The sequence below is a fragment of the Paenibacillus pasadenensis genome (assembly GCF_023715725.1).
GTDB lineage: Bacteria > Bacillota > Bacilli > Paenibacillales > Paenibacillaceae > Paenibacillus_O > Paenibacillus_O pasadenensis_A.
In genome coordinates this window covers 159,584-182,445 of sequence record NZ_JAMBOT010000006.1, presented here as the reverse complement: position 1 = coordinate 182,445, position 22,862 = coordinate 159,584, and the positions used below count along the sequence as shown (strand labels likewise).

At 47.5% G+C, this 22,862-nt stretch carries 21 protein-coding genes; 17 read left to right on the top strand and 4 right to left on the bottom strand.

Features of this window, described 5'->3' with window-relative positions:
• Positions 1-54: 54 nt before the first annotated feature.
• Positions 55-2,355 carry a heavy metal translocating P-type ATPase gene (locus M3223_RS16130; RefSeq protein WP_251563316.1) on the bottom strand — a complete coding sequence of 767 codons (2,301 nt, stop codon included), beginning with the start codon at positions 2,353-2,355 and terminating at the stop codon, positions 55-57.
• Positions 2,356-2,631: 276 nt separating this feature from the next.
• On the opposite strand from M3223_RS16130, the gene M3223_RS16125 reads away from it, so the two are divergent.
• From M3223_RS16125 to M3223_RS16085, 9 genes are all read left to right on the top strand, one after another.
• A complete protein-coding gene (locus M3223_RS16125; protein WP_251563614.1) occupies positions 2,632-2,952 on the top strand; it encodes an ArsR/SmtB family transcription factor in 321 nt (106 codons plus the stop codon).
• 109 nt (positions 2,953-3,061) lie between these two features.
• Entirely contained in the window at positions 3,062-3,997 is a 936-nt protein-coding gene (locus M3223_RS16120) for a tyrosine-type recombinase/integrase (RefSeq protein ID WP_251563314.1), read from the top strand.
• A gap of 229 nt (positions 3,998-4,226) precedes the next feature.
• A complete protein-coding gene (locus M3223_RS16115) occupies positions 4,227-4,532 on the top strand; it encodes an ArsR/SmtB family transcription factor (protein WP_251563312.1) in 306 nt (101 codons plus the stop codon).
• A 66-nt stretch (positions 4,533-4,598) separates the two neighbouring features.
• A complete protein-coding gene (locus M3223_RS16110) occupies positions 4,599-5,585 on the top strand; it encodes a zinc-dependent alcohol dehydrogenase family protein (protein ID WP_251563311.1) in 987 nt (328 codons plus the stop codon).
• Positions 5,582-5,932 carry an antibiotic biosynthesis monooxygenase family protein gene (locus tag M3223_RS16105; RefSeq protein ID WP_251563309.1) on the top strand — a complete coding sequence of 117 codons (351 nt, stop codon included), beginning with the start codon at positions 5,582-5,584 and terminating at the stop codon, positions 5,930-5,932. The genes M3223_RS16110 and M3223_RS16105 overlap by 4 nt, the downstream gene beginning before the upstream one ends.
• 332 nt (positions 5,933-6,264) lie before the next feature.
• Positions 6,265-7,914 carry a spore germination protein gene (locus M3223_RS16100; RefSeq protein ID WP_435368023.1) on the top strand — a complete coding sequence of 550 codons (1,650 nt, stop codon included), beginning with the start codon at positions 6,265-6,267 and terminating at the stop codon, positions 7,912-7,914.
• Entirely contained in the window at positions 7,911-9,116 is a 1,206-nt protein-coding gene (locus M3223_RS16095) for a Ger(x)C family spore germination protein (protein WP_251563306.1), read from the top strand. Before M3223_RS16100 ends, M3223_RS16095 begins: the two co-directional genes overlap by 4 nt.
• A 12-nt stretch (positions 9,117-9,128) precedes the next feature.
• Complete coding sequence (locus M3223_RS16090; RefSeq protein ID WP_251563304.1) at positions 9,129-9,362, top strand: hypothetical protein; 234 nt, start codon at positions 9,129-9,131, stop codon at positions 9,360-9,362.
• Positions 9,363-9,415: 53 nt separating this feature from the next.
• The gene (locus M3223_RS16085) at positions 9,416-10,519 is read left to right on the top strand and encodes a GerAB/ArcD/ProY family transporter (RefSeq protein ID WP_251563302.1); all 1,104 of its coding nucleotides are present in this window, start codon (positions 9,416-9,418) and stop codon (positions 10,517-10,519) included.
• A gap of 118 nt (positions 10,520-10,637) precedes the next feature.
• Here M3223_RS16085 and M3223_RS16080 read toward each other — a convergent pair whose 3' ends face one another.
• Complete coding sequence (locus M3223_RS16080; RefSeq protein WP_251563300.1) at positions 10,638-11,369, bottom strand: suppressor of fused domain protein; 732 nt, start codon at positions 11,367-11,369, stop codon at positions 10,638-10,640.
• 174 nt (positions 11,370-11,543) lie between these two features.
• Here M3223_RS16080 and M3223_RS16075 point away from each other — a divergent pair, with 174 nt between their 5' ends.
• From M3223_RS16075 to M3223_RS16040, 8 genes are all read left to right on the top strand, one after another.
• Entirely contained in the window at positions 11,544-12,131 is a 588-nt protein-coding gene (locus tag M3223_RS16075) for a TetR/AcrR family transcriptional regulator (RefSeq protein ID WP_251563298.1), read from the top strand.
• An 81-nt stretch (positions 12,132-12,212) separates the two neighbouring features.
• Positions 12,213-13,382: an MFS transporter gene (locus tag M3223_RS16070; RefSeq protein ID WP_251563612.1), complete on the top strand. Its 1,170-nt coding sequence runs from the start codon at positions 12,213-12,215 to the stop codon at positions 13,380-13,382.
• 189 nt (positions 13,383-13,571) lie between these two features.
• The gene (locus tag M3223_RS16065) at positions 13,572-14,045 is read left to right on the top strand and encodes a MarR family winged helix-turn-helix transcriptional regulator (RefSeq protein ID WP_251563297.1); all 474 of its coding nucleotides are present in this window, start codon (positions 13,572-13,574) and stop codon (positions 14,043-14,045) included.
• Entirely contained in the window at positions 14,038-14,916 is an 879-nt protein-coding gene (locus M3223_RS16060; RefSeq protein ID WP_251563294.1) for a haloalkane dehalogenase, read from the top strand. The genes M3223_RS16065 and M3223_RS16060 overlap by 8 nt, the downstream gene beginning before the upstream one ends.
• A 214-nt stretch (positions 14,917-15,130) precedes the next feature.
• Positions 15,131-15,739: a chloramphenicol phosphotransferase CPT family protein gene (locus M3223_RS16055; protein ID WP_251563292.1), complete on the top strand. Its 609-nt coding sequence runs from the start codon at positions 15,131-15,133 to the stop codon at positions 15,737-15,739.
• A 15-nt stretch (positions 15,740-15,754) separates the two neighbouring features.
• On the top strand, positions 15,755-16,471 hold the full coding sequence (locus tag M3223_RS16050; RefSeq protein ID WP_251563290.1) for a class I SAM-dependent methyltransferase: 717 nt from the start codon (positions 15,755-15,757) through the stop codon (positions 16,469-16,471).
• Between the two features lie 291 nt (positions 16,472-16,762).
• Positions 16,763-18,898, top strand: coding sequence for a family 16 glycosylhydrolase (locus M3223_RS16045; protein WP_251563288.1), 2,136 nt, complete (start codon positions 16,763-16,765; stop codon positions 18,896-18,898).
• Positions 18,899-19,356: 458 nt separating this feature from the next.
• Positions 19,357-20,700 carry an FAD-binding oxidoreductase gene (locus M3223_RS16040; protein WP_251563286.1) on the top strand — a complete coding sequence of 448 codons (1,344 nt, stop codon included), beginning with the start codon at positions 19,357-19,359 and terminating at the stop codon, positions 20,698-20,700.
• 755 nt (positions 20,701-21,455) lie between these two features.
• Here M3223_RS16040 and M3223_RS16035 read toward each other — a convergent pair.
• Together M3223_RS16035 and M3223_RS16030 are read right to left on the bottom strand one after the other, a co-directional pair.
• Positions 21,456-21,824, bottom strand: coding sequence for a DUF6547 family protein (locus M3223_RS16035; protein WP_251563284.1), 369 nt, complete (start codon positions 21,822-21,824; stop codon positions 21,456-21,458).
• A gap of 181 nt (positions 21,825-22,005) precedes the next feature.
• Positions 22,006-22,776, bottom strand: a complete 771-nt coding sequence (locus tag M3223_RS16030; protein WP_251563281.1) for a nucleotidyltransferase domain-containing protein — start codon at positions 22,774-22,776, stop codon at positions 22,006-22,008.
• Between the last annotated feature and the right edge of the window lie 86 nt (positions 22,777-22,862).

Genomic DNA, 22,862 nt, shown 5'->3' with positions numbered 1-22,862 from the left:
AACTACCGCATTACAGCGGCTGTTGAGGCCTTTTTATGATTTATGTGAAATTCGCTATTTTAGAGCTTTTTGCCTGGATGGGATTAACAGGATTAAACTGACCAATGACACAAGAATGGTTGCGCCCATATCCGAAAGGATGGCGATCCAAAGCGTCAGCCAGCCCGGAATCGTCAGCAGCAGAGCGATGATTTTAAGCCCCAGCGAAACCGAAATGTTAAACGTAATAATACGGTTCGTCAGCTTGGCAGTACGAATCGCAGACGGCAGCTTGCCAAGATGATCCTGCATAAGCACAAGATCGGCTGTTTCTATTGCGCTGTCCGTACCTTTGCCCATAGCGATTCCGAGATCGGCTGTAGCAAGCGCAGGCGCATCGTTGATGCCGTCGCCAATCATAGCTACTTTTCCTTGCTGCTTCAGCTTGTTGACACGTCCGACTTTATCTTCAGGCATGAGGCTCGCTTCAAATTCTCTTACTCCGCTTGCATCAGCCATCCGTTTGGCAGCTGTGGCGTGGTCGCCGGTCAGCATGACCGTACGATCGATGCCGCTGCGGTACAGCTCACGGACAACGCTTGGCGTCTCCGGTCTGAGCTCATCGGATAGTCCGAATATGCCGAGTACACGGCTTTCATCTGCCAGCAGCACGAGAGTAAGTCCCTGTTCCCGGAATTCGTTAATTTTGGCTTTAGCCTCGTCGCCATTGCTCAGTTCGAGCTGATCAAGCAGCTGCGGGCTGCCCAGCACGTAGGAAATTCCGTCAATTGTCGTAGACAGCCCGCGTCCTGGCGCAGTTTTTGTTTCGGCAGGCTCATAGGTTACGCCCTGTTCCTTCATATAATTCATTACCGCTGCGGCCAGCGGGTGGGAGGAACTGCTTTCCATAGCTGCAGCCAGCGGCAGGAAACGATCGTCCCAGCTGTGCACAGCGGCTACATGCGGTTTTCCTTTGGTTAACGTTCCCGTTTTGTCAAAAGCAATAATGCGGATTTTGCCAAGCTGCTCCAGGAATGCTCCGCCCTTTACCAAAATGCCCTCACGGGCAAGTCGTGTAATGCCCGCCAGAATCGCAACAGGGGAAGAGAGGATGAGCGCGCAAGGACAACCGACGATTAGCACAGCCAGACCTTCATACAGCCAGTGGCGCCATTCTCCGCCGAAGAAAAGCGGAGGGACAAGCATGACCAGTGCAGCAATAATCATAATCGCAGGCGTGTAATAACGCGAAAAACGGTTAATGAACAGCTCCGTAGGCGTTTTTGAATCCTGAGCCTCCTGGACGAGCTGCAGAATTTTAGCCAGGGACGATTGCTGGAACGCCTTTTCAATGCGAATCGTCAGGTTGCCTTCCTGGTTCAAGCTGCCGCCGAATACCGCATCGCCAGGTTTTTTGTCCACGGGAATGGATTCGCCGGTTATAGCGGCTTCATTCACGGAGCTGCTGCCGGTCAAAATGATGCCGTCGGAAGGAATCTGAGCGCCGGCGCTGACAAGAACGGTATGGCCTTCCTTCAGCTGGTCAACCGGGATGGATCGCGTCCCGCCGTTTTCCATTAAAACGGCTTCTTTAGGTGCTGCGTTGAGCAGGCGCTCCATGGACTGCCTGGCCCGGTTCATGCCGAGTCCCTCCAGCAGCTCATTCACGCCGAACAGAATGGCGACAAGCGCCGCTTCTTTCCACTCCTCAATGGCTACGGCTCCAATCAGAGCAACGGTCATCAGCGTATCGATGGTGAATCGAAGCTGAAGCAGGTTGCGCAGCCCTTTCCAGAACGTTCTCCAGCCGCTAAGTCCGATTGCTGCAACATAGAGAATGACGATTGCCGTGTAGGATACGCTGTTTTCTAACACCAATGCCGCGGCGAAAAGAGCGACACTGACGCCGAGCTCAATGTAGATTCCTTTGCCTGAAGCATGGGAATGGTCATGTCCGTGATGATCGTCGTCGCTGTGAGCGTGGTCCCCGTGGTCATGAGCATGCGAATGCCCATGTGTATGGTCATGTGAATGACTATGTCCGTGGGCATGATCGTGATGATGACCATGGGAATGCTCATGACTATGGTCGTGGCCGTCCGCAGAGCAGCAGCCTTCGGATGCGCAGGAGTCAGCTTGCGGCGTAACGGCAAGAGCAGCGGCTGAACCACCTCCGTTCAAATTCGCTTGGATAACAGCGCCGTCGGATTTCAGTATTTTACGGACACGATCCATCTCAATTCGCTCGTCTACCACAAGCCTCGCCGAGGAATAGTGGAGGGTTGCGGTGTCGCCGTGAGGCAGCTTGCGAATCTGGCGCTCCAGATCCATGGCGCAGTTGCCGCAGCTCAGTCCTTTAACCCGATACTCCTTCATCTTCAATCATCCTTTCCAATCAGGCTTTACGCATGAATACTTGTTCATATAATATGATTTAGAGCATGACCAGTCAACTCCAAAGGCCCATTCTGGCGAAAATGTCATGATGACCGTAAAACTTCCGTTTAATGCACTGACTTGTTATAATGAATACAACCTTGTGGAACCGGAGGAATGACCATGAAACCGGATGCTTCAACAGCTCCTGAGCCGTATTCTTCCGATAATCGTGAAACAGACCTGGAAGAGCACGCCGAACACGCTGCACCGGAAATGCAGCAGGATTTATCGGCAATAAAAGCGGCCATGCTCGACGACGAGTCGGCGCTGCAGCTTGCCGATTGGCTCAAGGCGTTCAGCGATCCTACTCGCGTCAAGCTGGTTGGGGCGCTGCTGCACAGCGAATTATGCGTTCATGACTTGACCGTGTTATTAGAAATGAACCAATCCGCCGTATCGCATCAGCTGCGGTATTTGCGTAATATGCGCATCGTCAAACGCCGCAAGCAGGGCAAGACGGTCTATTATTCCCTAGATGACGATCATGTTGAACAGATTTTTCGGCAAACCTTGCAGCATATCCGGCATTCTTGATTCGATAAAGAATGCCGTTTTTTCCGCCTCAAAAGTTGCGTGAAATACATATTTTACGCAACTTCATTTTATAGCGATTAATTTTCATAAGGAAAAGGAGTTGGAAGGCTTGTCTGCGACCTATCACGAGCTTCAGGAGACGTATGGAGAAGAGCTGGAGCTGTTTGGCATATGGATGAAAAACCAAGGCATGACAGGTTCGACCGAAAAAGCCTATTTGGCGGATGCTCGGCAATTTCTAGCTATGCTGTATCCTGCCGACTTAGACAAAACGGGGAAGCTGGATATTATGCGTTACTTGTCGCGAAGCCGTGAGGCTGGTGCGGGGGACGAAGCGCGTAACCGCAAATTGTCGTCGCTGAGAGCCTTTTATAAATCGCTCAATGAGATGGACAGGCTGAACGGAAATCCGGCCGCTCTTACGCCCAAATCCAGACAGCAAAAAAACAGGATACCGGTTTACCTGGAGGAGGATCAGCTGCTTCAGCTTTTTCAGCATGTGGACGGCAAACACCGCGAGCGCAATCTCTCCATTCTACTGCTAATGGCATATGCGGGGCTGCGGGTCGGAGAAATTCACCGCTTGAATATTCATGACCTTAAGCAAGATGGAACGCTGTCAGTGCTCGGCAAAGGCCGCAAATGGCGTTATCTCCCGCTTCCAAGCAGCTTGGCGGGCTTGCTCCGCTGCATGATGGAGGAAAGTCCGCTAGCCATGCGACAGGGTAAAGAACAGCCGATGTTTATTAGCCAGTTGGGCCGTAGGCTTTCGATCCGAATGATACAAACGATCGCAGATGCAACGCTGAGACGACTGCAAGGCGAGCTGCCGGAGCTGTCGATGAAAAAGCTGTCCAGTCATAAGCTGCGCCACAGCTTTGCGACGATGCAGATCCGCAGCGGAACGGATATCCGCACGCTGCAGGAGCTGCTGGGGCATACCAGCATTGAAACAACGCAGATTTATACGCATATCGACAATCATCAGATGAAAACAGCGATGGAACAGATGACAGGAAAGCTGCCCAAGTATCTCGTTCCTTGATCAAGCGGATCATGCCGACGGGCAAAAGGTTGTTGCTCAGTCGATGCTTACCGCTAGATTAATGAAATAAGCGGAAATATAGAAGCAGCTCCCTCGATTAAACAGGGTTTGCTTCTATTTTTTTAAATGGAACATATACGTAATCGGCAATTAGCTCTCGCATTGACATATTGGTAATTTTCGATATTGACATATCGGATAATTCCGATATAATCAGGTTGTGGAGGTTATGGAATTGATTGAACTATTCAAAGCCCTCTCCAACCGTAAAGGCCTTGAAATCCTGCATGGTTTGAAGCATCCCGAGAAACACTTTCCTCCGCAGGATGAAGGTGATGTTCATACGGTGGGAGTTTGCTTCAGCAGTATTCAAGAAGGCGTCGGACTGTCGCAGTCAACGGTGTCGGATTATCTTGCAACTCTGCAGCGAGCGAGCTTGGTCGAAGTCAGACGCATTGGTCAGTGGACCTACTACAAGCGGAATGAAGCGACCATTCGTGCTCTTGCCGAGATTTTAGGAAAGGGAGGATCGTAATTTTTTTTACCCTAAAGTATCGAAAATTCCCGATATTTATTTTTAACGAAAAGAGGAGGATTTACAATGAAAGCAATCATACTTAAATCATTTGGCGGCCCGGAATCGTTCGAACTTAGCGAAGTGCCAAAGCCTGTGCCGCAAGCGGGACAAGTCCTGGTCCGGGTACATGCAACTTCCATTAATCCGCTGGATTACCAGGTTCGACGTGGCGATTATCCCGATTTGGTGCCGCTGCCGGCCATTACCGGACACGACGTTTCCGGTGTTGTTGAAGCAGTCGGTCCCGGTGTGACGAACTTCGCTCCCGGAGACGAAGTCTGGTACACCCCGCAAATCTTTGACGGGCCAGGAAGTTATGCCGAATACCATGTTGCTTCTGAAAACATTATCGGGAAGAAACCTTCCTCGCTGAGCCATCTTGAGGCGGCAAGCCTGAGCCTGGTTGGCGGGACGGCGTGGGAAGCGCTGATCGTGCGTGCGGGGTTAAGAGTGGGGGAAAGCATTCTCGTGCATGGCGGCGCGGGAGGAGTTGGTCATGTGGCGATTCAGCTCGCAAAAGCCATGGGAGCTAAGGTGTTTACGACCGTGCGCGAAGCAAACTTTGAGTTCGCTCGTAGTTTGGGTGCCGATGTGGTCATCGACTACAGAAAAGAGGATTATGTCGACGCCATCATGCGGGAAACGGGCGGCCTCGGAGTTGATGTCGTGTTCGATACGATCGGCGGCAATACATTGTCACGCAGCCCCGATGTGCTCGCACAACTTGGCCGCGTGGTCACGATCGTGGATATTGCACAGCCACAAAACCTCATTGAGGCTTGGGGTAAAAACGCGAGTTATTACTACGTTTTCACTAGACAAAACCGCGGCAAGCTGGATGAGTTGAGCGCATTGGTAGAGCGCGGTCAGCTGCGGCCGCATGTTGGCGCCGTTTATTCGCTTTCCGACATTTCGCTCGCCCATACCCGCCTGGAGACTCCGGGCAACGGTGTTCGAGGGAAAATCGCGATTGAAGTCGTGCCGTCGGCTCATATTAAAGGTACGCCATGATTTATGAGATCGCTCTACTCCCTGTTCACAATGAACACATTGAAGCCTTCAGACGTGCATTTGCCAAGGTTGCTCCTTTGCTCATGCGCGCCAAGGGTTACGGCGGTCACTTCCTCGCGCAAGGGATTGAAACACCTCAGCAATTCAATCTAATCGTACGATGGGAATCACTGGAGGATCACACGCCAGGCTTCGAAGAGAGCGAAGACCATCAAATGTTCATGATGGGTTTGCAGGAATATTTTTCAGAAGAACCGAGCGTTTATCATATTAAAGGGTCAGCTTTTGCTACTGGCGAACACGATGATCTAAACAGCGCCGTTGGCATGGGAATGGTAACACCTTAAGAAATTTAATTGACAGAAAAAATGCCGGTATCCTGTAGCTAAGGATTACCGGCATTTCTCATTTGATTAAAGCTGACTCCAAACTGTTGTATAACAGTTTTCAAAAAAAACCAAACAGTATTGAATACGTTTTATTGGTATATATAATCAAAAATGATTAGAACACGGTATAACAGGGTGAGCGCGAGAGGTCGGAAGAAGGGTATGAATAGTGATGAGCGCTCGCTCTCTTAGTTGGATCTTTTAGTCCCTAGCGGTGTAAACATACAGGAATGCATACTTGTTTCCATAACAATAAATACTAAACCTGATATCCTTCCAGTCATCACGAAATGAAATGCGGTGATAAGGTGAACCTTAAAAACAGGATCCGTAAGCGGTCTGTCAATACCCGAACGAACGGGAATGGCCGGGACGAGGCCGAATTGCTTCCGGAAAAGGACCACGAGTCATTAAGCGATAGTCTGGAGGAAAATCTGGATCGCATCCGGGCATCGCTAGGAAACAGCTGGGATTTAGCCATCCGCAGCATTTTCTTGGGCTCTTCCGGCGATATTCGCGTTGCCGTCCTGCATATGAACGGACTGTCCGATAACAAGCTGATCAGCCGTTTTATGGAATCGTTTATGCTCAATGGAAAGGAAGTCAGCCTCGCAGGTCCCGGGAACGAAGATGGACCCGCGCATACACTCAGATCGCTAAAAGATCATTTGATCACACTCGGCACCGTAGAGGAAAAGCATGACTACAAAGCTATCCTTAACTGTCTGTTATCAGGGGATTCAATCATTCTCGCGGACCGATGCGATTCGGTGCTAGTCGCAGCAACGAAGGGCTGGGACGAACGAGGCGTACAAGAGGCTTCCGTCCAAACCGTCGTACGAGGGCCGAGGGAGTCGTTTTCCGAAAACCTAGGGACGAACATCGCCTTGCTTCGCCGTAAAATCAAATCACCTTCTCTCTGGGTGGAAACGACTACGATCGGTCGCATTACTGAAACAAACGTTTCCATTGCATACGTGAAGTGGACGGTCAACGAGGAAGTTGTGGATGAAGTGCGCCGCAGACTGGCAGACATCGACATAGACGGCATTCTGGAGAGCGGCAATATTGAAGAATGGATTCAAGACAAAACGTTTACCCCGTTTCCGACCATGCTTAATACCGAGCGGCCGGATGTCGTTGCAGCAAATTTGCTGGAAGGCCGAGTCGCCATTTTTGTCGACGGTACTCCAGTCGTGCTGCTGGTACCGGTCGTTTTCATGCAATTTTTTCAATCGCCCGAGGACTATTACAACAGATCCGATTTCGGTTTACTTCGGATGCTTCGTTTCGTCGCGTTATTCACTACGTTGCTGGCCCCAGCTGTGTTTATTTCCATCACGACCTTCCACCAGGAAATGCTGCCGCCAACGTTAATGATATCTATCGCGTCACAGCGCGAACGGGTTCCGTTCCCAGCGGCCGTTGAAGCGTTTTTGATGGAATTTACGTTCGAGCTTCTTCGCGAAGCGGGCATTCGGATGCCTAGAGCGGTCGGTCCCGCCATTTCGATTGTCGGAGCGCTCGTTTTGGGGGAAGCGGCCGTTCAGGCAGGCATCGTCTCCTCTGCGATGGTCATTATCGTATCGATAACGGCGATTACAAGCTTTGTATTTCCTTCATTTTCCATGACCATTCCAATTCGGTTCTTGCGATTCGTGCTTATGGGGCTTGCGGCTTTTTGCGGCTTGTTCGGCGTTTTTATCGGATTAATCGCCATTAATCTTCATCTGTGCGGCTTGTATTCGTTCGGCGTCCCCTATATGTCGCCGATTGCACCTACTATTCTCGGCGATCAAAAGGATTTGTTCATACGCTTGCCGCAGTGGATGATGAGAAAACGGCCGTCCTTCATCGGGAGTCCGAACAAAACCCGGATAAGCCAAGGAGAAGCGAGTTCGAAATTTCCGAGTTGGCAAGGAGATGACGGAAATCGATGAAAAAGCGCCGAATGCTTGGATTCGTTTTACTCGTTATCGTCGTTGCCGTATTGACGACAGGCTGCTGGAGCCGGGGCGAGCTGAACAATTTGGCGATCGTGACGGGGATTGGCATCGATAAAATGGGTGACGAGTATTTGATTTCCACGCAAATGCTCAACCCGGGACAAGCCGGCGAACCGGGGGGAGTCAGCGGTGGGTCGGGCTTGAGTGTGACGACCGAGTATATGCAAGCGCCGACGGTACTCGAAGGTATCCGCCGTTTGACGACGGTGACGCCGCGTAGGCTTTATTTCGCTCACATCAACGTGCTTGTATTCGGCGAATCCGTTGCCAGGGAAGGCTTGCGCGACGTGCTCGATCTGTTTATGAGAGATCAAGAGATTCGTCCCGATTTACATCTCGTCTTGACGAAAGGTGTTACGGCAAAGGATGTTATGAGCGTGATGACGCCCATCGAGCAAATCCCGGCGGCTAAGCTGCTAAAAAGCCTGAATATCTCGGAGAAAAGCTGGGCATCCACGATCGGCATCAAGCTGGACGAGTATATCATTGATTTGATGAATGAAGGTAAAGAGCCGATTCTGACGGGATTGAAGTTTCAGGGCAACATCCGGCAGATGAAAAAGGATTTAAAAAGCGTCATGCCTCCGGGCAAATTAAAATATGCCGGCATCGGCGTATTCAAAGAGGACAAGCTGTTAGGCTGGCTGAACGAAGAGGAAAGTCGAGGCTTCAGCTACATAACGGATCACGTCGACAATACCGTGGCGCATATCCCTTGTGGAAGAGGCGGAAATGCGGTCATCGAAATATTGAGAAGCAAAACGAAGCTGAGTGGGAAATTGGTTGACGGCGAGCCGGTTATCAAAATCGAAATCAAATCGGAAGCCAACGTCGGGGAGATGGCATGCAAAGCGGATTTGTCGAAGCCAAAAACAATCTACGATTTTGAAAAAAGTATGGAACGCGTGAATGAGGACATGATGCGGAAGGTCATCCAAAAAGCACAGAAGGTATACGAATCCGATATATTCGGTTTCGGCGAAGTCTTGTTCAGGAAAGATCCGAAAAACTGGAAAGCGATCAAAGAACACTGGGATGAATATTTTCCGCGAGCGAAAGTCGAAATCCATATTGACGTCAAGCTTCGCCGTACGGGCAAGATCGGGAATTCCTTTATCGGTACTCTCAAAAAATAAGAGGTGAGCTCCATGTGGAGCATTTGGCTGATCGTCCTTTCGGCAGGGGGCATCGTGGCAGTGGAGTTTCCTCTGCTTAAGCGGAGAAAGTATAAACGGGAAATTTTGGCCTTCGCAGCGTTGCTCCTTTTCGGTGTCGGCCTCGGTATCGCCAAAGCGCTCGAGCTGGACATTCCCAACCCTATTGATTGGATATCCGTGATTTACAAGCCGCTCAGCGAGCTGTTATATGGCAAATCGGCTTGAGTTTCCGGCAATTCCGTTCGAAGTAAAGCGAGAATACGGGAAGGTGGGAAGGTATGTTGAATAACGGAAAAATCGGCGCCTACCCGTTCATGGTGCTGGTGACAATGTTCATCGTGGGAGACGCGCTATTATATGTGCCTGCCTGGCTCGCATCGGCCGCCAAGCAGGACGCTTGGATTGCCGCGTTGCTCTGCATGGCGGAGGGGGCGCTGCTCGCAATCCTGTACAATGCGGTAGCGAAAAGGTTTTATCCGGCGACAATCGTGGAAATGAGCGGAATCGCTTTCGGCAAATGGGCAGGGGCAGCGGTTGCCCTGTTCTTCATTATTTTTATCGTCATTGACATATCATTCTTGCTCATGGAGACCGGGGATTTCGTTACGACGCAAATGATGCCCGATATGCCGGTAGAGGTCATACTTATCCTATTTAGCGGCATCGCCGTGAGCGCGGCGCGCCGCGGCGTGCAAACGATGAGCCGCTCCGCCGAATCGCTCTTTCCCTGGTTCGTGGCACTGTATGTGATCTTCGTTCTTTTCATTTCGCCGCAAATCAAGCTGTCTCGCATAGAGCCGGTTTTCCATGCCGGATTCATACCGGTGCTGCATGGGAGCTTTAAGTATTTGGGCAACATGGAGGAGGTCGTCATCCTGCTCATGCTTTTTCCATTTGTCAAATTGCCCGAACGGGGAACAAAAGCCCTTTTTCTCGGCGTGTTGCTGGGAAACTTCATCTTGAGCGCTTTTACCGCTATAACCATTCTGGTCATGGGCAGCACCTTGACAACGATGTTCTCATATCCCAGCTACGCGCTTGCCCAAAAAATTTCGATCGGGGATTTTTTCCAACGGATCGAAGCGATCATGGCTTTCATGTGGTTTATTACGGTGTTTATTAAAATCGCCGTATGCTATTTTGCCGCTTCCTTTGGCATCGCGCAGCTGCTGAAGCTCCCCGACTATCGGATTGTAACGCTGCCGCTCGGGATGATCACAATTGTGCTCGGCCTTCAATTGGTGCCGAACCGGCCCTATTTCAACCAGTTTGCTTCATTGTTTTGGACGCCTTATACGCTTACGTTTGGGCAGCTTCTTCCTTTGCTGCTCTTGGGAGTGGCGCTGCTGCGGAAATCGGTTGGCAAAGAAGAACGGGTCTAGCCGAATCTAATCTTGGTTTTCTCCGTTTAGAAATGTAATACATAAAAGTGAAGTGCCATTCAAAACAAAAAGGCATCACCAGGGCTTGTATTAACCCCCCGGGATGCCTTATCTATAGTTAGAATAAGCCGAACCACTTTTTGCAAATGTTTTTCCGGTTCGGCTGAACGAGCTCGGTCACACCTGCATGTTTAATTTTGCCATAGAGTTCCTCGGCGCCATGCTTCAGGCTGTAGTCCATCTCTTCCTTGTAAAGCGGAATCAAGCCGAAGAAGTGAACGGTTTGTTCTTCCGAAATAGACAAGCTGAAGAATTCCTGAAGCTGCTCCACAGTTGACGGAATCGAAACCATCATGCCGTTTTGCTTGGTTGTCGCGGCGTAAGGTTGAGCGGGATTGCCGCTTGGAATCGTATGGGAGGCATAGAGCCAAGTGTTATATTCATGCGGAAGGCGAGCGAGTGTCTTCAGGGCGCGAATAGGCCAGTAATGCTCTTCTTGAAGAAAACTCTCTTGCGAAAGGGGCCACTCCGGAGGAAGGCATAACATCAGCTCCGCATAGCGGAACTCTTCAGCCCCGCTTGGAACCGTCATCGGCAAAAGCCCCATTCCGCAGGTTATCAGCGTATGGTAATTCCGCTCCGGCGTAGGTGCAATAAAAAGAATATCGAGATGGACATGTTCGGACACGATCTCGTGAAACACGTTTGCAACAGAACCAAGCGTGGACTCGACGTGACGTGTTACCAGATCAAGATAAGCAGCGTTCTCAGTTACCGGAACGAAATCCTGCTCGTTAGCTTCATGGTGCAAAATGGAAACACCGGATGGAGATAAAGTTGTTTTACTCATGGATAGACCCCTCAATCAGTAGTAGATTATTGTATGTATCGGAAGTTATAGGGAAAAAATAAAGGCTGAATTAATAGGTTGGGCAATGAACAACGGCAAAAGTGTTTCTTGACCATTCGTTCCAAAATGAATATACTGTTGAAATCAGAGAATATCGAAAGGAGGCAAGGGAGCGTGGCAAGACCAAAGGAGTTCGACCCTTCCAAGGCGTTGGACCAAGCATTGGAGCTATTTTTGGTAAAAGGGTATGAGGCGGCTTCTGTTCAGGAATTATGTTCAACGATGGGCATTAACCGCGGAAGCTTGTACGAAACATTCGGGGACAAGGAAGCCTTGTTTGTCGCTTGTTTGGAGCGTTACCGTGAGAAGCAGGAACGAGAGCTGTTTATCACACTGGAGCGGAATGACGCAGATCCGCAACAGCAGCTGGAAGCTTTTTTGGAAGCATCAGCCGAATCGACCCAGCAAAATCAACAGCGTGGACGGGGCTGCTTCATGGCCAATTCAACGCTCGGTTCCGCTGCGACGCTCAAGCCTGTGCTGGAGCGCGTGGAGGCTTACCAAGCTTTTCAGGAGGATGCCTTATACCGCTTTCTGGAGAATGCCGCAAATCGTGGGCTGCTTCGAGAGGGCGTTCAGCCACGGGAGGCGGCACGGTTCTTGGTAGCGATAAAACAGGGAATTCATGTTGCCGCCCGTACCGCAGTCGGAAGAGAGGCGCTGCCGGATGTGCGCCGGATGGCGATTAAAGCCGTGTTTTAACGGCTTTTTCATGCTCATTTTGGAACGATCATTCCATTATGTACAGATTCTAAATTTTAGGAGGAGACTTCCTTGAAAAAAATGCTTTCCATCATCCTTATTATGTCTCTCGTAGCAACAGCGGTATCACCACTTTTCCCGCTCTACGGTAATCAATACGGGTTGAACAGTTTGGAACTCAGCCTCCTGTTTACCTCCTACGCCGTCGTTTTGCTTCCCGTGCTGCTCGTCACTAGTGCACGCGGCGCTTTCTGGGGCTTGAAAAAAGTTACTCGTATCGCCATCTGGCTGGCAATCGTCGCATCGGTTTTATTTTTGGCCAATGCTTCAGTATGGATGCTGTATGGGGCCCGTATGCTGGAGGGTGCGGCATATGGCCTCTTCACGGGCGTGGCTGTGCCATATCTGCTGCGAATAACGCCGGAAAGCCGCTCTGCCAAGGCCATCCTTCTATCTGGAATTACGGTATCATTCGGTTTTGGCCTGGGGCCGGCTATATCCGGAATGCTTGCGGAGTATATATCCGTTATCCCCGCGCGGCTGCCCTATCTCATCTTTATCGTGATGCTGTTGATCTGTGCAGCCTTAATTGAGATGCTGCCGCATGAGAAGCGGAATGGAGATGAAGTCCCGGGCAAGATCTCTATCGGCGTTCCGCCCGGCATTAGCCGGCATTTCTGGATGATGGCTGCACTGCCGATTTTTACGTTGTTCACTATAAACGGCATTGTGTTTGCGTTAATCCCGACCTTTGTCGTGAGCGTGCTGGAGAACACCAATCTTTCCATCAGCGGATTGCTTTCCTTGTTATTGCTTGGCGGGGGCGCACTGCTGCAGCTGCTGCCGGTCCCGTCTCATCCTGTAGTCAGGTTAAGGGCCGGACTTGCTTTCCTGGCTGTAGGGGCGTGGACCGTTGTGCTCTCCGGGCAGGAAAGCAGTTTGCTTCTACTGTGGATCGGTGTGGCTCTGCAGGCGCTGGGCACCGGATGGGGGCTGCAGGTCAGCCTCCGGTTTGCCGGCGAGCTGCCTGAAGCCAAGGATCGTCCTCGAGTCATTACAACCTATTATTTTGTCGCATATTTGGGCTTTATTGTGCCAATCGGCGGCCTTGGGGTGCTTAGCAACATGTTTGGCATGAACAAGGCTATGTTCGTCATGGATACAGCGGGTATGCTGCTAATTCTGTGCACCATCGCATACTCGCTCCGGTTCAAGCGCGAGTATTATGCTTTGAAGGACATTGCTGTTTAAATAAGCTTTAAAAACAAGCCGCCTTTCCAAAGGGCGGCTTGTTTATTTCAACAAACGTATTCCGCATAACAGCAGAAGCAACGTTTAGATTGCTGGAACAATTCCCCGAAAAAAATAGTTGCAATAGCATCCTATAGGGTTTAAGATGAAATTAGTTGCAATAACATCCTAATTAGGGGGCGGGTTACATTGAACGGGCAAAAGACACAGCAAAGCAATGGACCAGCGGAATCGCACGGTCAATACATCTCAGCGATTTACCGGCATATGCAGATGTTAATCTCGGCCGAGCTGGCGCCGTTTCGAATCGGTAGCGGGCAGTATATTTTTCTGATGGCAATTTCGTTTCAGCAGCCCATTACGCAGAAAATGTTAAGCGAGAAGCTGCTCATTGACAAAACGACTACCGCCAAAGCCATTACCAAGCTGGAAACAGAAGGTTATGTGCGGAGAGAACCCGATCCCGCCGACAACCGATTTCATCTGCTTTATTTGACCGACGATGGGCGAGAGGTTGTGCCTAAGGTTCAGGAAGCGCTGGCCCGCGTGAAGAATAAAACCCGGAGAGGTATGAGCGATGAGCAGTACGATTCGTTTATAAGTATGCTGAAAATCGTGCTTCACAATTTGACAACAATCGAAGGGGAGATGAACCATGATTAACGAGGCGTTTCCTTTTGAGAAAAAACGGGCAAATATATTCGGCTTAGAGATGGCGTACGTAGACGAAGGCAGCGGAGACCCGATTGTCTTTTTGCACGGAAATCCGGCATCCTCCTATCTCTGGCGCAACATTATTCCCTACGCTCAACAGTTTGGCCGCATCATCGTGCCCGACCTTATTGGAATGGGCGACTCGGCTAAGCTTCCAGAACAAGGTCCGGATGCCTATAGCTTCTTCCAGCACCGCCATTACCTTGATGAGCTGCTCAACCAGCTTGGTGTTGCGGAGCGTGTGACCTTTGTTCTTCACGATTGGGGCACGGTACTTGGCTTTGACTGGAGTAAACGCCATCCCGATGCGGTTAAAGGCATTGCTTATATGGAGGGAATTGTTAAACCGGCCGCTTGGGAGCAAATGCCGGAGAAAGGACGTGAAATCTTCCAGAAATTACGTTCGTCTGAGGGCGAGCGAATGGTGCTGGAGGAAAACTCATTCATCGAGTATAACCTGCCGGTTAATATTTTGCGCAAGCTGACGGATGAAGAAATGGCGCAGTACCGCAAACCGTTTCTGGAGCCCGGTGAAGACCGTCGTGTCATGCTCAGCTGGGCACGCCAGCTTCCTTACGGCGGAGAGCCTGCAGATGTAGCGAAGATCGTTAACGGAAACGGAGCATGGCTGGCTCAAAACGACGTTCCTAAGCTTTTTGTTCGCTGCGAACCCGGCTTAATGATTCCATCGCACATTGATTTTTGCCGCACATGGCCGTCGCAGACCGAGGTGTCGGTGCCAGGCCGCCACTATCCGCAGGAGGATTCGCCAGTTGAAGTAGGCACTGCGCTTGCCGAATGGCTTTCGCAATTAAAATAACCTACCAAATGAATCTATAAAAACGCAGGCAGCCGGCCAGAAAACCGGTTGCCTTTTCCATATTCAGGAGCAGAGTAATTCCAGTATGTGGTATAATAGTTAGTAGGATTCAGAGGTCTCAACAATTAGTTCAACAGTATATAACTAATGTTATGTTTACATAAAATGTTCTCTAAAAACGATACATTATTTGATTTTTGAAAGGGATGATTAAATGAAGAAAGGGTTAGTCATTTTTCTAAACGGAACTTCAAGTTCCGGAAAGACTTCCATATCGACTGAACTTTTAAATCAGAACGAATTTTCATTTCATCATTTATCCATTGATGATTTCTTTTTAAGATTGTTTAATCACTACATCGATTTTATTAATACTACATGTTCAAATGCTGCATCAGCGAGTGGAGAAGATGTACAAGTTCCGAACGATATCATTATTAATCCATTGGCTGCTTTATTTTATTCAACCATTAAATTTATGTCGGCAAAAGGAATGAATATAGTTGTAGACACTGTAAATGACACTGACGAGCGGCTTAATTCATTTCTAAGTTTATTAATGGATCATCCTGTACTAGTTGTAGGAGTAACTTGCTCAAAAGAGGAGCTTATCAAGAGAGAACGGGCAAGGGGAGATAGAGAGATTGGATTAGCAATCTCACAGTATGATAAGGTTTATAGTCTAAATGAGTATGACATTGAACTTAATACTGAAACCTTGAGGCCAGCTGAATGCGCCAATTTGATATTAAATTTTGTTAGATCAAATCAAGAATACTCTGCCTTTAAGAAGCTACATAAAAGAAGTGTTGGTGTTTCCTAACAAGGAGGTAATGATTTGGCAGAAACTATCTATAGCCATGAGGAACTGCTTCTAATGTTGGATTCCTTGTTAAAGGAACAGTCTACATTCAACTGGGACTCTTTCTATTCCGACAGAGAGAAAGAGGTACCGTTTTTCATAGACGCTCCGGACGAAAGCCTTGTTCAATACTTCAATGACGGGCTGCTCCCGCATGGCGGAACCGTTTTGGATCTCGGCTGCGGTCCGGGTAGAAACGCCATTTATTTTGCCAAGCAGGGATATGCAGTGGACGCAGTTGATCTATCTAAAGAAGCTTTACAATGGGCAGAAGAACGAGCGAAGGAACAGAGCGTAACGGTTCAGTTCATTCTTGAAAATATATTTAAATTGGAGATTCAGCAGTCCAAATACGATATTGTTTATGATTCTGGATGTTTTCATTATATCGCCCCTCACCGCAGGATGGATTATATCGAGCTGCTGAAACGGGCGTTAAAACCGGGCGGGTATTTTGGAATCACCTGTTTTGCCGAAAATGGACATTTAGGCGGCTCCGATATGACGGATTGGGAAGTATATCGTCAACGGAGCTTGCGTGGCGGACTTGGTTATACTCACGAAAAGTTAACTGCAATATTTAAGGATTTTCAAGTCGTTGAAAGCCGCAGAATGCTGGATGTGGAGCAGTCAAGCAGTCGATTTGGCACATCGGGGTTATGGACGGCGCTGTTTCAAAAGAAGGAACGTTAAGGTTGTAAACGGTATGCCGCGTGACTTAACAGTCATGGCGGCATTTTTAAATTTCAAAGCGATAAGCCTGAACATACATATCAACGGTTATTTTTCCAAATAAATTCAAAATACTTCCCGAAAAAATTGAACTTTATAATCGCTGTGCAGCTGTATACTTAAAACAACCTCGTTGAAAGCGTTTTCTTTTAAGGGTGAAAAACGAGGAGCCTAAAAGCTTAAGCAAATTAGGAGGGGATAAAGTACATAGCTATTGGTATCCGTAAAATAAAAATATTAGGAGGAGTTAAAATGAAATTTTCTACAAAATGGACTAGTTCAATTCGTATGGCTTTGCCGATCTGTCTGTTGGGAGCCGCAATCGCTCCAGTTCTTACACCTGCGCCAGCTTTTGCCGATGCTCCGGCTGGTCAAGGCTACACCTTATACTACTCGGATGAATTTGACGATAGCGCTGTTAATGAGAATGACTGGATGTATCGTGATGCTGGTCCGTATAGTAAGGGCTATAACAAGAAAGAAAATGTGCGGGAAGCGGACGGGGCGCTGAACATTGATTTTAAGAAGGAACTAATTAATGACAAGTGGTACTACACGTCCGGCGGCGTCGTTACAAAAAAGGTGTTTGGCTACGGCTATTATGAGACACGAGCGAAAATTTTCAATGGTACGACAGGTTTGCATGGAGCCTTTTGGAGTATGGGACTGAGCAATCATTTATCCCAAAATAACATTACCGGATTAGCGGCAGAAATAGCTGCAGGTAATTTGCCTTATTACAACCAAATAACGGAAATCGACGGCTTTGAAAATCCGAATTCAGGAAATCACATATCCACGGGAACCGTTACGCATGTGCCAGGTTATGCAGGACCGCGCAAAGGTGTGGATGTGCCGAATATTAATCAATGGCATGTGTACGGTTATGAATGGACGCCAGCTGCTATCAAATTTTATGTAGACGGTGTTCTGCAACACGTGATTGATCTGACCGTGACACCGCAGCCGTTTTCTCCAGCTAATTTCTGGCTGACGTCCTTGGTTGGTTATGATGTTGCGGATGACAGCAAACTCCCAGGGACTACGCAATTCGACTATTTCCGTTACTATAATAAGAACTATTCTGGAGCTAACCATATTGGAAATGCAGAAATGGAGTATACTGCTAATGAATCGTGGCGGGGCTATGACGATCAAGTTACGCCTAGTTGGATCGAGACAGGAAATAAAACAGCTAGCTTTATGACGACAACGGATGCTCGTAATGGCTTGCGCGCCTTGAAACATGCGAGCTCGAGCAATTATCAAGTGACGACTAAACAGCATTTGAATGGGCTCGCCGATGCAGATTATCATCTAAGCGCATGGGTAAAGAGCTCCGGTGGGCAGACGCAGGCCAGAATGAGCGTGTCCAACTACGGCGGGACGGAGATGGCTGTAGATATTCCCGCATCGCCGACTTGGACTAAGGTTACGTTGAGCAGCATCCCAGTTACCAGTGGTCAGGCAACGATCGCTTTCACTTCAGATGCAGACTCTACGGAATGGATGCTTGTTGACGATGTGAACTTCATCGATACTACGCCTCCGCCAATTGAAAACGGAAACGATTACGAATACCAAGCGGAAGCGCTGCCAGCTTCTGTATCTGCAGGAGATCAATATTCGAGCTATACGGATTCAGCTACGGGGAAAGTTTTTAGCGGCTTCCTTGGTAACAGTGTCGGTGATTACATTCAGTATAATGTGAATGTGCCTCAAGCTGGAACATATAACGTGTATGTACGTGATCGCGTTGCGGCCAATAAAGGAACCTATCAACTAGCCGTCAATGGCGCAAATGTGGGCCTAGCCGTCGATCAGTACGCGGCAGCAACTGGTTATGCTGAAAGCAGTATTGGTTCAGTAACGATAGGCGCTGCAGGCAATCAAACGTTCCGTTTTACGATTACGGGGAAAGCTGCCGCATCCAGCGGTTATACGCTAGGGTTTGATTCAATCAAACTGGTCAGAGCCGATAAAAAATATGAAGCTGAAACATTGCCAGCTAGCGTTTCCGCTGGGGACTGGGAATCGGATTTTACAGACTCAGCTGGAATAACAAGCAACAGCTTGTTAGCAAATGCAATTGGCGATTACATTCAATATTCGGTGGATGTAGCTCAACCCGGAACATACACCGTTTATGCCAGCAACCGCTTGGCTTCCAATAAAGGCATTTATCAGCTGTCTGTGAACGGGACGAATGTGGGTTCCGCGGTAGACCAGTATGCATCGACATCCGGTTATTCCAATAGTAACCTGGGCACCGTGACAATAGGGGCAGCAGGCAGTCAGACATTCCGTTTTACCATTACAGGGAAAAATGCTGCAGCGAGCAGTTATGGTCTCGGGTTCGATTCTTTTACTCTAGTCAAAATGAATTGAATTGACGGGGAAATTTAGTCGAGGAGCTTGCTTATGCAGCTCCTCTTTTTATCTATAGTAAAAGGCCTTTCCAGGACTAGCATCAAAGCGTTGGACAGGATGTCTTAATCTTTTCACGAATCTCCATGTAAATGATTATTTTGAAGGGATGATTAGATTGAAGAAAGGGTTAATCATTTTTCTAAACGGAACTTCAAGTTCCGGAAAGACTTCCATAATCAAATGAACTATTAAATCAAAATGTGCTGAATCAGCGAATGCAGAAGAAGTGGAAGTTCCGAACCATATCATTGTATGCCGCGCGACGTAACAGTCATAGCGGTTTTTTTAATTCCCGGAACTGGATGAAAAGCCATCAGCCCATGCCCATACAATTGGATGATCTTTTTCATACGTTATGGTGCATGCCTTGCTACCATGGATTTAAGGCTTGTCATCCGTTCAAGGGAGTTGGATTTGTGAAATCAAAAACCAGGCTTACGGGTCGAGTGATTTTTAAGGGTGACCCCGGTTATGATACAGCACGCAAAAATTGGGACCCGCATACCGACAGATTCCCCAAAGTATTTGTATTTGCCCAACGAACGCAGGATGTTGCAAACGCAATAAAATGGGCTCGAGAGAATAATGTCCCTATTCGGCCGAGAAGCGGAAGGCATGCCTTGGAGACTAATCTTTCGCAGGTGAACGGCGGCATCGTCATTGATGTGAGCGATATGAAAAAGATCAGGCTGAATAAAAAATGCGGAACTGTCGTTGTGGAAACGGGCAATAGGGTAGGGAGAATCGTACATTCACTTGCTCGGCAAGGATATATCGCACCCTTTGGAGACAGTCCCTCGGTTGGAATTGGCGGAATTACGCCTGGAGGAGGAATTGGGCCGCTGCAGCGGACGGTCGGCCTCATTTGCGACAATCTGATCGCGCTTGAAATGGTTGACGCAAAGGGAAGGGTAATTCGTGCCAACAAAAAGAAAAACGCCGATCTTCTATGGGCTACTCAAGGCGGAGGCGGCGGTAACTTTGGCGTCTACACCAAATACAAACTAAACGTATTACGGGCTCCAGACCAAGCAACCGTATTTCGAGTTACTTGGCCGTGGGAGCAGTTTGAAAGAATCGTGAAAGTCTGGCAAAGATGGGCTCCGTCCATCGATACCAGACTTGGCAGTGAATTATCCGTCGGCCCAAAAAAAGGCGGCAATGTTGTCATGTTAGGCATGTTCCTTGGTTCCAAAACAGAAGCGCTCCGCCTGCTTCAGCCGATAATCAGCGTTGGAACTACGACGAGCAAGGTCATCAAGCAGCTTCCTTACACGGAAGCCGTAACCTTTATGTTAGCTCCGGATCCGATTCTTCCTCAAAAATTCAGTAACCAGTTCTCCAGCGGCTTTGGCAGAAAACCGTTCCCGGATCAGGCATTTAAAACGATGCGAGAGTTTTTAGAAAAAGCGGAAGCTAACTCGCCGGCGGGATTCTTTTTCCTTAACTGGGGCGGGGCCATAAGCCGAGTCCGACCTAAGGATACGGCATTTTACTGGCGTAAAGCAAAGTTTTATGTGGAGTGGAACAGCTCTTGGGTGAATCCGTCCGATGCTGCGACTAATATTGCTTTAACCCGTGAAACACGGCAGAAGCTGCTGCCTTATATCGTAGGTTCGTATATCAACGTACCTGATCAAGGGATTAAAAATTCCGGACCGGTGTATTACGGAAAAAACTACGCCAGGCTGCGGAAAATAAAAACCAAATACGACCCGAAAAATGTGTTTAACAACCCGCAAAGCATTCCGCCGTTGTAAGTCAACGAATGACACCGCGAGGTGTCATTTGTTTTTTAACCTTTCAACCGGTTAAAAGATAGCATCCAAATCGAAGTTTACTTTCCAAATAAATTTGAAATTAATGGAAGCAACCAAGGAGGCACGGTAGATCAATACCAAAGCACAGTCGGTTTCACGGAGACGAATTTAGGCAATGTCACGCATACAGAAGAAGATCAGAATTCAAGAGCTCTCCTTTGTTTCCCATATACATGTTCACAAAACTCGTATTTTATACACATGTTATTCAATACTTCTGGTATCATACAAGCAATCAAATTTATATGTAGTGTCATTGTTCGTCGCAATAACATAGTCGGCAGAACATCTTCTGCCGACCTCAACCAATTGAGTTACTCTTTCCTTTACTATCACATTGTTTTTGCTATTCAATATCTCATCGCTCTTTTAAATGCTTAACGCAGCGCTATCTAACAGATTTAATTTTAATTGTAAAATTTCATTAAAATGCTTTTCTTTATTATTCTCAACAAATGATATTAGTTTTTGAAATCCATATCATTGTTTATTTCATACATTTTGTTGTTTTGTTCGAATAAATTCGGCAGCTTTAATTTGTAATACACTATTAACCGGTTGGCATCCCTCAGCATATATTTCATATCCCACATCAAATACAATTGAATTTGGATCACCAAGTTCTATTTCGCTAAAGACTTTTAGTAATTAGCTGAGTTCAACTATGTTTCCCGTTAGCTCAACAAGAGACCGGTTTATTGACTATTCTGATCCGGCCATGAATCTCCTTCTCTTCGGCATACCCAATCATAATGCATACCGGAGTCATAGGGTTCGGCTGCCATCTTGATGCCATTCTTAGCGATTTCCAACCCTTCAAGATTGATCTGATCCGTGAGATAGACAAGGACATCATGAATCCCGCTATCTCGAGCTGATTGGGCAATTAGTGCTACTACTTCTTTTTGTTCTTTCGTCAATTCACTCAGTACTTTATTAATTTTCTCATTCTCTACCGTTTTAGGCCACCCATTTCCCGTTATCCAACGAGGATACACACTTGGGCGAAGTTCTACTAGATCATCAATAAATTCCTTGTACAGTTCTAATTTTTCTTTACCCACCTGTTGACCCCCAATTTTTCCTCAGCCTAAGAACCGAAGCGCGACGTTGTTAAAGCGGCTGCCTCTGCATGCATTGCAAGAACTGCTAAGCACCCCAAATTCATTTTTCGGCCAATGCTCATTCTGAATGCAATATACTGTTTCGTCCTAATCAATAGATCAACCAATTCGGCTTTGTTAGCTAGTTAGCCGAAGAATTTCTGGAAGCAGCCATTGCATTCAAGGCATTCTCAAAATAGCTATATACTTCATCTGCGATTCCCAGAAACTCTTCAACAACTACATTACTATCCAAGTAACAAGCGTACAGATAATCAACTAAAGCGGAGTCAATCTCACAATAATTTAATATGGCATTCTTCATCTTAAGAAAGTCATCTTCCCATACACCTGTATCTTCTAAAACCAAAGAGTATAATGCACGAATTAATCGCTTAGAGTAACCTTTAATATATCTAGTTTTTAATGTGTTATCACTAGCATTAGAAAGTAAACGATGTATACGATCTACTTCCTCCTTGGTCTCTGTATTTAAGTCTAAAATGAACTCTGGGGAAATAATTATCGGTGGTACTTTTTCACCAACGTCATGACCATATATGCAAACACAAATGATCTTGACCCAAAAACCCCACTCATTTGGTTTACTTAATACATCGTCAATCGAGCAGATTATCGTATCAATCTTAGTTATTACTGGATATTCTTTCAAAAGCCTGTCTTTAATATTTGACAATCTTTCGTAAACAATATCTTTGGGATTTACACATACAATAGTAAAGTCTGCATCTGACTTAAAAGGTTTAGCAGTTCCTTTTGGAATCGAGCCGCACATATAAATGCTATGAATCTTACCTTTAAATTCGGTAAGTATATTATCTATATACTTATCAACAAAATCCTTATATTCACTTTGTATTACAATTCTATTTATAACTTTTTCTAATATCATATAGACTCCCCTAAACTAACTTTTCGACTAGCGTCATTTTTGCGAACTTCGTAAATTCCGTCATGACTTAAGCTATTCGTGAAAGC